This is a genomic window from Ruegeria arenilitoris, from assembly GCF_013031355.1.
GTDB lineage: Bacteria > Pseudomonadota > Alphaproteobacteria > Rhodobacterales > Rhodobacteraceae > Ruegeria > Ruegeria arenilitoris_C.
The window spans coordinates 142,256-153,968 of record NZ_WPZO01000004.1 but is presented as its reverse complement, the minus strand read 5'-3'; the positions used below and the strand labels follow the sequence as shown (position 1 = coordinate 153,968).

The 11,713-nt window shown below is 61.0% G+C and carries 13 protein-coding genes and 1 riboswitch; all 13 genes read right to left on the bottom strand.

Translation table 11 applies throughout. The annotated features are described in order from the left end of the window. Positions 1–2: 2 nt before the first annotated feature. Positions 3–758, bottom strand: a complete 756-nt coding sequence (gene radC, locus GOX63_RS11765) for a RadC family protein (RefSeq protein WP_170326170.1) — start codon at positions 756–758, stop codon at positions 3–5. Positions 759–793: 35 nt separating this feature from the next. Continuing rightward, complete coding sequence (locus tag GOX63_RS11760; protein WP_170326169.1) at positions 794–1,528, bottom strand: ABC transporter permease; 735 nt, start codon at positions 1,526–1,528, stop codon at positions 794–796. Next, the gene (locus GOX63_RS11755) at positions 1,525–2,253 is read right to left on the bottom strand and encodes an ABC transporter ATP-binding protein (protein WP_170326168.1); all 729 of its coding nucleotides are present in this window, start codon (positions 2,251–2,253) and stop codon (positions 1,525–1,527) included. Before GOX63_RS11755 ends, GOX63_RS11760 begins: the two co-directional genes overlap by 4 nt. Next, positions 2,250–2,924 (bottom strand): thiaminase II, encoded by a 675-nt coding sequence (gene tenA / locus GOX63_RS11750; RefSeq protein WP_170326167.1) that lies wholly within the window; start codon positions 2,922–2,924, stop codon positions 2,250–2,252. Before tenA ends, GOX63_RS11755 begins: the two co-directional genes overlap by 4 nt. Further along, positions 2,921–3,856 (bottom strand): ABC transporter substrate-binding protein, encoded by a 936-nt coding sequence (locus GOX63_RS11745; RefSeq protein WP_170326166.1) that lies wholly within the window; start codon positions 3,854–3,856, stop codon positions 2,921–2,923. The genes tenA and GOX63_RS11745 overlap by 4 nt, the downstream gene beginning before the upstream one ends. A gap of 20 nt (positions 3,857–3,876) precedes the next feature. Then, the gene (locus GOX63_RS11740; protein ID WP_170326165.1) at positions 3,877–4,839 is read right to left on the bottom strand and encodes a ThiF family adenylyltransferase; all 963 of its coding nucleotides are present in this window, start codon (positions 4,837–4,839) and stop codon (positions 3,877–3,879) included. Then, positions 4,836–5,432 carry a thiamine phosphate synthase gene (locus tag GOX63_RS11735; protein WP_170326164.1) on the bottom strand — a complete coding sequence of 199 codons (597 nt, stop codon included), beginning with the start codon at positions 5,430–5,432 and terminating at the stop codon, positions 4,836–4,838. The genes GOX63_RS11740 and GOX63_RS11735 overlap by 4 nt, the downstream gene beginning before the upstream one ends. Then, entirely contained in the window at positions 5,429–6,193 is a 765-nt protein-coding gene (locus GOX63_RS11730) for a thiazole synthase (protein WP_170326163.1), read from the bottom strand. The genes GOX63_RS11735 and GOX63_RS11730 overlap by 4 nt, the downstream gene beginning before the upstream one ends. A 2-nt stretch (positions 6,194–6,195) precedes the next feature. After that, entirely contained in the window at positions 6,196–6,390 is a 195-nt protein-coding gene (gene thiS, locus GOX63_RS11725) for a sulfur carrier protein ThiS (protein ID WP_170326162.1), read from the bottom strand. Next, complete coding sequence (locus GOX63_RS11720; RefSeq protein WP_170326161.1) at positions 6,374–7,351, bottom strand: FAD-dependent oxidoreductase; 978 nt, start codon at positions 7,349–7,351, stop codon at positions 6,374–6,376. Before GOX63_RS11720 ends, thiS begins: the two co-directional genes overlap by 17 nt. Continuing rightward, a complete protein-coding gene (gene thiD / locus GOX63_RS11715) occupies positions 7,348–8,151 on the bottom strand; it encodes a bifunctional hydroxymethylpyrimidine kinase/phosphomethylpyrimidine kinase (protein WP_170326160.1) in 804 nt (267 codons plus the stop codon). The genes GOX63_RS11720 and thiD overlap by 4 nt, the downstream gene beginning before the upstream one ends. A 45-nt stretch (positions 8,152–8,196) precedes the next feature. Continuing rightward, positions 8,197–8,303: riboswitch (TPP riboswitch) on the bottom strand. Between the two features lie 132 nt (positions 8,304–8,435). After that, complete coding sequence (dnaJ, locus tag GOX63_RS11710) at positions 8,436–9,587, bottom strand: molecular chaperone DnaJ (RefSeq protein ID WP_170326159.1); 1,152 nt, start codon at positions 9,585–9,587, stop codon at positions 8,436–8,438. A 74-nt stretch (positions 9,588–9,661) separates the two neighbouring features. After that, complete coding sequence (dnaK, locus tag GOX63_RS11705) at positions 9,662–11,572, bottom strand: molecular chaperone DnaK (protein ID WP_170326158.1); 1,911 nt, start codon at positions 11,570–11,572, stop codon at positions 9,662–9,664. Positions 11,573–11,713: the final 141 nt, after the last annotated feature.

The following is an 11,713-nucleotide window of genomic DNA, read 5'->3' as shown; positions in this document are numbered from 1 at the left end:
CGCTAGAGATACCCTTCCGACCGAAAGCTCAGCTCATTCGATTTGCCGATGATCAGGTGATCGTGCAACGTCAGGCCCAGCGCCAGACAGGCATCCTGAATCCGGTTGGTCATGTCGATATCCGACTGTGACGGAGTCGGATCGCCCGACGGATGGTTGTGCACCAGAATAAGCGCCGAGGCATTCAGTTCCAGCGCCCGTTTCGCCACCTCACGCGGATAGACCGGCACGTGATCGACGGTGCCCTTGGCCTGTTCCTCATCCGCGATCAGCACGTTCTTGCGGTCCAGGTAGAATACCCGGAACTGCTCGGTCTCGCGATGGGCCATGGTGGTGTGGCAATAATCCAGCAGCGCGTCCCAGCCAGAGATCACATGCCGCTGCATCACCCGCGCGCGGGCCATGCGGTGGGCGCAGGCCTCAAGGATTTTCAGATCGGTGATAACCGTATCGCCAACGCCCTTGATCTGCCGCAGTCGTTCCTCGGGCGCGGTCAGTACCCGGTTGAAATCGCCGAACGTATCCATCAGTGCCCGCGCCAGCGGTTTGACGTCCTGTCGGGGAATGGATCGGAACAGGACCAACTCCAACAGCTCATAATCCGGTATCGCGGCCGAGCCACCCGACATGAACCGTTCACGCAGCCGTTTGCGGTGATCCTTGATGTAAGACGGTAATCGCCCCGACGGCAGCGGCTGCACCGGGGCTTCGTCAGTTTCAAACAGCATCGGGGCTTCGGCAAAGGCGTCCTGGGTCATGCCCTCAGACTGGCGCAGAATCGGTTTCTGAAAGGTTAACGCGCCTCGCCCGCCATGCGGGAAGTGGCGCGGCGGACAAGCATATGCAGCAGGATCGAAAACACTCCCAGCGTCAGCATCGCCGCAAACATCAGATCGGTCTTGGCGCGGCCATTGGCCAGCAACATCAGATACCCCAACCCCTGCGAAGAGCCGACCCATTCGCCGATCACCGCCCCAATCGGCGCATAGACCGCCGCCAGCCGCATCCCTGAGGCCAGCGACGGCAGCGCCGCAGGTATCCGGATATGCCACAACACCGCGCGCGGGCTGGCCTGCATGGTGCGCGCCAGATCGAGATACCCCGCAGGCGTCCGCATCAAGCCATCAAAAAAGGATGAGGTGATCGGGAAATAGATGATCAGCACCGCCATCGCCACCTTGGACCACAGCCCGTAGCCCAGCCACAGGGTCAGCAGCGGCGCCAGCGCAAAGACCGGCAGCGCCTGCGTGAAGACCAGCATCGGCTGCACCAAAACTCTCGCGGCACGGGAATTGGCCAGTTGTAGCGCGGTGACAACCCCCAGAACCGTTCCACAGGCCAACCCGACCACCACTTCGACTGCGGTGATCCACGTGTGTTCGGCAATCAGCCAGCGGTTTTGCCACCATGTCTCCGCCACCAAGGCGGGGCCGGGCAGGATGAATTTCGGCAATCCAGTTAGCGAAACAATCGCTTGCCAGACCGCCAATGCGAACAGGGTTGCAGCAAGGGCCGAGAGGTATTTCACGCCGCTTCCTCGCGCAAAAGACGCAGCAGCGCACCTTGGGCTTCCAGCGACCCCCGGTCATCGACCTTGCGTGGCGCAGGCGCAGCAGGAGGCTGACAGGGGGTCAAGCCGTGCTGCGACATCACCACGATGGACTGACCCAGCCTTGCGGCCTCGGCCGGGTCATGGGTGACCAGCAGAACGGTCCGCCCCTGCAATGCCTCGGCCGCCAAATCCTGCATATCCGCGCGGGTGCGGGCATCGAGCGCCGAGAACGGCTCATCCAACAACACGATGGGGCGATCTTCCATCAGCGTGCGGGCCAGGGCGACGCGCTGCCGCTGACCACCGGACAATTCGCCGGGCTTCTTGGTCAGATGATCCTGCAGGCGCATCCGTTCGATCAGACGGTCACGGTGCGCAAGGTCCGGTTTTTCACCCCGCAACCGCGCGCCCAGCGAGACATTCTGCGCCACTGTCGCCCAAGGCAGCAACAGATCGTCCTGCGCCATATAGGCGACGCGCGCGGTCACCGGGTGGCCATCGCTGGCGGTGATCCGGCCGGTGAATTCTGCCCCGGTATCCAGCCCTGCAATCAAGCGCAGAACGGTGGTTTTTCCAACACCCGACCCGCCTAGCAGGCAGGTCCATTGCCCCGCGCCAAGCGTCAGGGACAGCGGCGCAAACAGCGTTGTGCCGTTGATGCTGGCCGATCCGGCTATGGTCAGGTCAGGTGCTGGGGTCACGGGGTCAGGCCCATTTGCCAGAAACCGACCTCAAGCTCAGTCGCGGTGCGGAAGGTCTGGCTCAGGCGCTGCCAGCGCGGCGACGCCTCAAAATCCGCACCAATGCGCCGTGTTAGAGCCGCATCGAGCAGTACGCCTACTGCCTGACAGGCCCCTTGATAGTCCGGGCTGGCATAGGTGTTGATCCAGTCGCGATAGGTGTCGGACGTGGCCTCGGACGCCAGCCGAGCACCAATCTCACCATACCCCATCACGCAAGGCGCCAGCGCGGCCAAAAGGTCCAGCAGATCGCCGCTATACCCGGCCTCGAGCACAAAGCGGGTATAGGCCAGATTCTCGGCTCGCTCCTTGGTTGCGAGCAGCTCTTCGCCCGAGATGCCTTCTGCCTCGCAAATCCCGATATGCAGCTGCATTTCTTCAGCCACCAATGCGTTGACGGTCGCAACCGCAGTCAGCATCTCGGAATGGGTTTCGGACTTCACCACCGCCAATGCCCAAGCGCGCGAGAAGTGGATCAGGAACACGTAGTCCTGCCGCAGATAGTGCAGAAACGCTGCACGCGGCAGGGTGCCATCCTTCATCCCTTCGACAAAGGCGTGGCGGGTGTAATCCCGCCACGGCCCCTGCGCCGCATCACGCATCAGCGTGAACGCTTTGCCGTATCCGCTCATTGCACGGTCACGTCGATGGTGATGTCGTTTACCGGGTTGATGCTGTCGATCATGCCGCTGTCTTTCAGGAATGCCTCGAACCGGGCATAGCGGCCCGCGTCAAAACCCGCGGGGCGCAGAGCAAAACGGGGCAGCGTGTCGACCCAGGCGCGGGCGTTCAGCTCATCCTGCAATTCTGGCGAGGTGGCGGCGAAAATCTCCCAGCTCTTTTCCGGGTTGTTCACGATGAACTGGGTCGCTTTTTCTGTCGCGGCCAGAAAACGCGCGACCTTGTCGGCATCCATCGTTTCGGGGTTGGCGACATAGATCAGCTCATCATAAGGCGGCACGCCTTCTTCCTCGATATAGAAACAGCGGCCTGCGACGCCTTCGATATCCATCTGGTTCAGTTCAAAGTTGCGGAAGGCCCCGATCACCGCATCCACCTGACCGGACATCAGCGACGGCGACAGTGAGAAGTTCACGTTGATCATCTCGATATCGTCCAGCGCCACGTCATGGTTGTTCAGCATCGCGGACAGAACCGCCTCTTCCACTCCAGCGACCGAGAAGCCGACCTTCTTGTCTTTGAGGTCAGCCAGCGTTTCGATCGGTCCATCTTCAAGCACCAGCAGGCAGTTCAGCGGGGTGGCAACCAGCGTGCCGACACGTTTTAGCGGCAGGCCCTCGTGAATCTGCAGGTGAAGTTGCGGTTGGTAGGAAACTGCCAGATCCGCCTGACCGGCGGCCACCAGGCGCGGCGGGGCCGAGGGGTCGGCGGGCGGGATGATTTCCACCTCAAGCCCCTCATCGGCGAAGTAACCGTTTTCCTGCGCCACGATGATGGGGCCATGGTCGGGGTTGATGAACCAGTCCAACAGGACGGTCATCTTATCCTCGGCCCAGGCGGGCGCGGCGGCCAGCAGGGCAATGGCTGTGATCAGTTTCTTCATGTCTCGCGTTTCCTTTTCACTCACGAGGTTGACGCCGCGACAAGGACGATCTCGCCCGGCCAATCCGGTTGCAGTTCTTCCGCGGCCCGCCAGGCGCGCAGGCCGGTGGCGCAACAAAGCGCCAGTCTTTTCCCTTTTTTAGGGTCTTTTCTAAGAGTGTCCGTCGATGCGCGCCGGGCATTGGGATGAATGGAACCGGGTGCCTCATCCGTGCTGCGCAGCTCGATGATCAGATCGTCCTCGGTCAATTGATTGGCCGAAACAAAGGGGAAGTACCGATCTGGTTCCGGGGCCTCGTCAAAGCGGAACGTGGTGCTGCGGAAGGTGCGCGCATCGACCTGTACAATCTGTCCCAGCGGGGAGGGCTGAAGGCCGAGGATCAGGTTCAGCGCCATCTGCGCCTGCATCGCTCCGATCATTCCAACGACCGGACCCAACACCCCAGCGGTTGCGCAGCTAGCGCCGCTGTCAGGTGCGTCCGGGAACACCGCCCGCAGGGAGGGCGCGCTGCCGCAAAAGCTGCCGACGTAGCCCGACAACCCCAACACGGATGCTGAAATCAGCGGCTTACCCAATTCGAAACAGGTGTCCGACAGGGTATAGCTGGCCGCGTAGCTGTCGGCGCAATCTAGGACCAAGTCTGCCTGTTCGACAAACTCAGCCACATTGTCGTTTGTTAGAGCCTGTTTTTTTGCGAAAATCCTGACATCACTATTTAAGCCCCGGCAACGATCCGCCGCGACCTCCGCCTTTGGGCGCCCACAATCTGCCTCAGTAAAAAACGTCTGCCGATGCAGGTTCGACAGGGCAACATGATCGCGGTCCATGATCGTCAACTGCCCCACCCCAGCCCCGGCCAACAGCGGCAGCGCCGGAGCGGCCAGCCCGCCCGCGCCCACCACCAGAACCTTCGCGGCGGACAAGCGGGCCTGCCCCTCTGCACCCACCTCGGGCAGGATCATCTGGCGGGTATAGCGGTTCATCGCGTGACCTCGATCCATTCGCGCACGCGGGCCTCGGGGCCGGCATTCAGCGTGATGTCGGTGACGACCGAGACGATATCAGCCCCCGCCTGCAACACGCCCGGCGCGCGTTCAACACTCATCCCGCCAATGCCGACCAGAGGGATATCCCCCACCCGCGCCTTCCATTCGGTGACGCGAGGCAAGCCCTGCTGCTCCCACTTCATCTTCTTCAGGATTGTCGGATAGACCGGCCCCAGCGCCACATAGTCCGGGTCCATCTCCAGGACCCGCTCCAATTCATCGTCATCGTGAGTCGAAACGCCCAGTTTCAGCCCCGCCTTGCGGATAGCCTTCAGATCAACCTCATCCAGATCCTCCTGCCCGAGGTGAATCCAGTCGCACCCCGCCTCAATCGCAGCCTGCCAATAGTCGTTGATCACCAGAACCGCGCCATGCTGACGGCAGAGATCGCGCGACAGGGCAATCTGTTCGCGCACCACTGCATCGGGCTGATCCTTGATCCGCAACTGCACAAGTTTCACACCCAAGGGAAGCATTCGGCTCAGCCAGTCCGAATGGTCGAAAATCGGGTAAAACCGGTCGAGGATCATGACAGAAACGCCTTTCCGATCACCGGTGTTGAAGCTTCGGCCATATCGCGTGCCTCAATCGGGTCGGCCTGATGGGCCAATTGTCCGGCTTCAATCGCCAGCATCATCGCCTTGGCCATCGCCGCCGGATCGCCCGCCCGCGCCACGGCGGTATTCAGCAGAACCGCGTCATAGCCCAGCTCCATCGCCTGCGCCGCGTGGCTGGGCAAACCGATCCCAGCGTCGATCACCAGCGGCACATCCGGGAATTCGGCCCGCATCGCGCGTAGAGCATATGCGTTGTTCAGTCCGCGCCCCGATCCAATTGGGGCGCCCCAGGGCATCAATACCTCACACCCCGCCGCCAGCAGACGTTCGCCCACGATCAGGTCATCGGTGGTGTAAGGAAACACCTGAAACCCGTCCTCGGTCAGGACGCGTGCGGCCTCGACCAGTTGGAACACATCCGGCTGCAGGCTGTCGGTGTGGCCGATCAGTTCCAGCTTGATCCATTTTGTATCGAACACCTCACGCGCCATATGGGCGGTGGTCACGGCCTCTTTGACCGTATGGCACCCGGCTGTGTTCGGCAGGACCATCACGCCCAACTCGCGGACCATCTGCCAGAATGTCTGACCCGCACCAGATTCACGCCGCAGCGACACGGTGGCCACCCCGGCACCGCTGTCCCGAAACGCCTGTTCCAGGATCGCAGGGCTGGGATATTGCGCCGTACCCAGCATCAGCGGATTGGGCAGAGAGGTGCCGTAGAAAGTCTTCATCTTCAGCCCCCCTGCATCGGCGCGACAACTTCGATCCGATCGCCGTCGGCCAGTGTGTGGGCAATGCGCAGACCCGAAGGCACGAAATCCTCGTTCACGGCCGTCGCTACCCGTCCCGAGATTCCGCATTCGACCAACAGGTCCGAGAGGGTTTGGGCGCGTACCTCGCGCGGTTCACCATTAAGCACGATCTTCATCGACCATCTCCGAATGTTTGTTGTCCAGCGCCAGATCCGCCACGCCCTGCGCCAGCGCCGGGGCCAGCAGATAGCCGTGGCGATAGAGGCCATTGGCATAGATCGTGTGCCCCAGCCGCCGGATGCGCGGCAGGTTATCGGGAAAGGCCGGGCGTAGATCGACGCCGATCTCAATCACTTCGGCCTCTCCGAACGCGGGGTTCAGCGCATAGGCTGCGCTGAGCAGTTCCAGCATCGAGCGCGCGGTGATGCGGCTGCTGTCTTCGCTTTCGATCATCGTCGCGCCCAGCATGTAGATGCCGTCCCCGCGCGGAACGATGTAGAGCGGCATCCTTGGGTGCAGCAGCCGCACAGGCCGGGTCAGGGTCACGTCCGGGCAACGGATCACCAACATCTCACCCTTCACGCCGCGCAGATCGTGCAGCACTTCGCGAGCGTGTAAACCCCGGCAGTCGATCGCATTTTCCAACCGCGATGGAGCCAGTTTTCGGTGGATTTCTACGCCTTGGTCCAGCAGTTGCTTATAGAGGTCCCGCAAAGCTTGGCGTGGATTCAGATGGGCTTCATTCATGAAATGGAGACCCTTGGTGAACCTGTGTAGATCAGGCTCTAATTCAGCAATTTTGGACCGATCAACTTCACTGTACCCATCGGTCCGTCGCGCAAACCGGCGTAGATCGGGCAGGTCGCGCGGGTTGGCCACGACCAGCGTACCCCGCCGTTCTACCCGAGTGCGCGCTGCCCACCAGTCCAGCGCAATCTGACCCAAGCGCAACACCGGTTCCTCGGCGTTTTCATACTCACACCATGGTGCCAGCATACCGCCCGCCCACCACGAACACCCGTGTGGACCCGGAGGGCCGGCGGGGTCGAACACCTGAACCTTGGCACCGCGCGAAACAAGTTCGCTGGCGACGGCCAAACCGGCCACGCCGGACCCTATGACCGACCAGACCGTCACGCGGGCCAAACCCGATGGAAGTGATGCACCGGCCCGTGCCCCTGCCCGATCATCAAACCGTCCGCCAAGGCGATGGCCCCTTGCAGGTACTCATGCGCCTGCGCGACGGCATCGGTCAGGTCGAGGCCCAGCGCAAGCCCGGCTGCAATCGACGAAGACAAGGTGCACCCGGTGCCATGCGTGTTCCGCGTCTCGCGTCGGGGGGCGGTGAACTCGGCCACCAGACCAGAAGCATCAACCAGCAGATCATGGCAGACAGTCCCGCGGCCATGCCCCCCTTTCATCAACACCGATCCTGCGCCCAACCCGCACAAGGCAAGCCCCTGTGCAATCATCTGGTCGGGGGTTTCAGCTTCAGTAGCTCCTAGCAAACAGGCTGCTTCCGGCAGGTTAGGGGTCAATACGGTGGCGCGAGGCAGAAGGATGTCGCGTAAAGTCAGCACTGCATCCTGCGCCAGCAACGCATCACCGGATTTGGCAATCATCACCGGGTCCAGCACAACCGGGCCATCGAACCCGGCAATGGCATCCGCGACCGCCTGAATAATCTCCGGGTTCGCCAACATCCCGATCTTGATCGCGCCGACATCCAGATCGGTCAGTACCGCCTCGATCTGGGCGGAAACCACATCCAGCGGTATCCCATGCACTGCCGTCACGGCCCGGGTGTTCTGCGCCGTCACCGCCGTGATCACACTGGCGCCATATACACCCAAAGCGGACATCGCCTTGAGATCCGCCTGTATCCCGGCCCCACCGCCGCTGTCCGAGCCCGCAATAGTCAGGGCAATATGCGCCATATCGTTGCTCCATCATCAATGGGCAACGCAGCAAGGAAAACGTCTGTAATGTATACGACCGTTCCCTACGCCGGTATTGCCCGGATCAGGTTCGATGGGTTAGCGCATTCACGCCTCTCAGCCCCTTGATCGGGGCACCCCAACGGTTGGGCGGACAATCTCAAGGGTTGGCAGGGGAATCAAGGGCCAATTTTGGCGCAGTCGATGGTCAAACTGGACTTATGGAATGAAAAAGCCGGCCTCTGGGGGCCGGCTCAATCTTAGCTTCTTTTGGTGATAAGGCTTTAGCCTTTCATCCCATCCCAGAAGGATTTGACGGATGAGAAAAAGCTTTTTGATTCTGGATGGTTATCTTCACCCAAATCATCGAACTCTTTCAGCAGTTCTTTCTGGCGACTGGTCAGGTTGACTGGGGTTTCCACGGCCAGTTCGATGAACATGTCCCCGACGCCACCACCACGCAGGGCAGGCATACCCTTGCCGCGCAGACGCATCTGACGACCCGACTGGCTGCCGGCTGGAATCTGCACGCGACCGCGTCCACCGTCGATGGTGGGCACTTCGATCGATCCGCCCAGTGCGGCCTTGGCCATGCTGACCGGCACGCGGCAATAGAGGTTCACGCTGTCGCGTTCAAACAGTTTGTGATCCGACACTTCGACAAAGATATAGAGATCACCCGGAGGGCCGCCGCGCATCCCGGCCTCACCCTCACCCGCCAGACGGATTCGGGTTCCGGTTTCGACACCTGCGGGGATGTTCACGGACAGAGCGCGTTCTTTTTCCACGCGGCCTGCACCACCGCAGGATTTACAGGGATTCTTGATGATCTGGCCCAGACCCGAACAGGTGGGACAGGTACGTTCAACGGTAAAGAAACCTTGCTGCGCGCGAACCTTGCCCATGCCTGAGCAAGTCGGACAGGTGGTCGGCTCCACGCCTCCTTCGGCACCCGAGCCGTCGCAGGCCGAACAGGCCACGGCAGCGGGAACGCTGATGGTTTTCTGCAGGCCCGAAAACGCCTCTTCCAGCGACACACGCAGGTTATACCGCAGGTCGGACCCGCGCGCGGCACGACGGCCGCCACCGGCACCGCCGCGCTGACCGCCCATGAAATCGCCGAACAGATCGTCGAACACATCCGAAAACGCGCTGGAGAAATCGCCCTGACCAAAACCGCCTCCCGGACGGCCACCGCCACCCATGCCATTTTCAAAAGCGGCATGACCAAATCGATCGTAGGCAGCCTTGCGGTCGGCGTCCTTCAAAACGTCATAGGCTTCGTTCGCTTCCTTGAACTGGGCCTCGGCGTCCGGGTTGTCCTTGTTGCGGTCAGGATGCAATTCCTTGGCCTTCTTGCGAAAGCCCTTCTTGATCTCGTCCGCCGATGCGCCCTTAGCTACGCCGAGCACATCATAGTAGTCGCGTTTTGACATCAGTGTTTCCTTCTGCCTCAACGTAATCGGGCCGGCCCGGCAACCGGACCGGCCCGCATTGGCCCGGTTACCCGTTAGTTACGCTTGTCGTCGTCCAGATCTTCGAACTCGGCATCGACGATGTCGTCGTCACCGGCCGGAGCGGCATCTGCCGCCGCAGGCTCATCCTCGGCCTCTTCGGCTTGCGCCTTGTAGATGGCCTCACCCAGCTTCATGGCCGCTTCGGTGACGTTCTGGATGCCGGACTTGATCTTGTCGGCATTTTCGGTTTCCAGCTCGTCTTTCAGCGCGGCAATCGCCAGTTCGATGGCTTCGATGGTGGTCGGGTCGACCTTGTCGGCATGCTCTTCCATCGACTTCTCGGTCGAGTGGATGAGGCTTTCCGCCTGGTTCTTGGCGTCGACCAGCTCGCGGCGTTCCTTGTCGGCTTCCGCGTTCTCTTCGGCGTCCTTGACCATCTTTTCGATATCGTCGTCCGACAGACCGCCCGAGGCCTGGATGGTGATCTTCTGCTCTTTGCCAGTGCCTTTGTCCTTGGCCGAAACCGAGACAATGCCGTTGGCGTCGATGTCGAAGGTCACCTCGATCTGAGGCATACCGCGCGGTGCGGGCGGGATATCTTCAAGGTTGAACTGACCAAGGATCTTGTTGTCCGCAGCCATTTCACGCTCACCCTGGAACACGCGGATGGTTACGGCGTTCTGGTTGTCCTCGGCGGTCGAGAAGACCTGAGACTTTTTGGTCGGGATCGTGGTGTTCCGGTCGATCAGGCGGGTGAACACGCCACCCAGGGTTTCGATACCCAGCGACAGCGGGGTCACGTCCAGCAGAACCACGTCTTTGACGTCGCCCTGCAGAACGCCGGCCTGAATGGCGGCGCCCATGGCAACCACTTCGTCCGGGTTCACACCCTTGTGCGGCTCTTTACCGAAGAACTTGGTGACCTCTTCGATCACTTTCGGCATCCGGGTCATACCACCGACCAGAACAACTTCGTCCACGTCAGCAGCCGACAGACCGGCGTCTTTCAGAGCGGCCGCACAGGGCTTCATCGACTTCTTGATCAGGTCCGACACCAGCGATTCCAGCTTGGCACGGGTCAGCTTCATGACCATGTGCAGCGGCTGACCGTTCGACCCCATCGAGATGAACGGCTGATTGATTTCGGTTTGCGAGGTCGAGGACAGCTCGATCTTAGCTTTTTCAGCAGCTTCTTTCAGACGCTGCAGAGCCATCTTGTCGGCAGACAGGTCGACACCGTGTTCCTTTTTGAACTCATCCGCCAGGTAGTTGACGATGCGCATGTCAAAGTCTTCACCACCCAGGAAGGTGTCACCGTTGGTCGACTTGACCTCGAACAGGCCGTCGTCGATTTCCAGAATGGTCACGTCGAAAGTACCACCACCAAGGTCATAGACCGCGATGGTTTGGGTTTCTTCCTTATCCAGACCATAGGCCAGAGCGGCAGCTGTCGGTTCGTTGATGATCCGCAGCACTTCCAGACCGGCGATTTTACCGGCGTCTTTGGTGGCCTGACGCTGTGCGTCGTTGAAATATGCCGGAACGGTGATGACGGCCTGTGTGACTTCCTCACCCAGATAGCTCTCGGCGGTTTCCTTCATCTTGCCCAGAGTGAAGGCCGAGATCTGGCTTGGGGAGTACTTTTCACCGCGGGCTTCAACCCACGCGTCACCATTGCCGCCATCGACGATGGCGTACGGCACCATTTTCTTGTCTTTTTCGACTTCTGCATCATCCACACGACGACCGATCAGACGCTTGACGCCAAAGATCGTGTTGTCGGGGTTGGTGACCGCCTGACGTTTTGCAGGCTGACCGACCAGTCGCTCATCTTCTGTGAAGGCGACGATCGAGGGCGTGGTCCGCGCCCCTTCGGCGTTTTCGATAACCTTCGGCTGCGAACCGTCCATGATCGCAACGCACGAGTTGGTGGTTCCGAGGTCAATCCCGATTACTTTTCCCATATGTTCAATCCCTTTCTCTTCAAGGCGATGTCCGAGGTCCGGACCCGTTATGGCACCCGGCCCCGATCTGATATGCGCGAACGGCCCTACACCATCGCGCGTCCCGGCGTATATAAGGGCGGGATCAGAGGCCTGCAAGCG

Excerpts from the sequence above, each read along its gene's own strand:
- GOX63_RS11730 (WP_170326163.1), bottom strand. The coding sequence starts at position 6,193 with ATGAAGACTTTCTACGGCACCTCTCTGCCCAATCCGCTGATGCTGGGT.
- dnaK (WP_170326158.1), bottom strand. The coding sequence starts at position 11,572 with ATGGGAAAAGTAATCGGGATTGACCTCGGAACCACCAACTCGTGCGTT.
- GOX63_RS11735 (WP_170326164.1), bottom strand. The coding sequence starts at position 5,432 with ATGATCCTCGACCGGTTTTACCCGATTTTCGACCATTCGGACTGGCTG.
- thiS (WP_170326162.1), bottom strand. The coding sequence starts at position 6,390 with ATGAAGATCGTGCTTAATGGTGAACCGCGCGAGGTACGCGCCCAAACC.
- tenA (WP_170326167.1), bottom strand. The coding sequence starts at position 2,924 with ATGAGCGGATACGGCAAAGCGTTCACGCTGATGCGTGATGCGGCGCAG.
- radC (WP_170326170.1), bottom strand. The coding sequence starts at position 758 with ATGACCCAGGACGCCTTTGCCGAAGCCCCGATGCTGTTTGAAACTGAC.
- GOX63_RS11740 (WP_170326165.1), bottom strand. The coding sequence starts at position 4,839 with ATGAACCGCTATACCCGCCAGATGATCCTGCCCGAGGTGGGTGCAGAG.
- thiD (WP_170326160.1), bottom strand. The coding sequence starts at position 8,151 with ATGGCGCATATTGCCCTGACTATTGCGGGCTCGGACAGCGGCGGTGGG.
- dnaJ (WP_170326159.1), bottom strand. The coding sequence starts at position 9,587 with ATGTCAAAACGCGACTACTATGATGTGCTCGGCGTAGCTAAGGGCGCA.
- GOX63_RS11745 (WP_170326166.1), bottom strand. The coding sequence starts at position 3,856 with ATGAAGAAACTGATCACAGCCATTGCCCTGCTGGCCGCCGCGCCCGCC.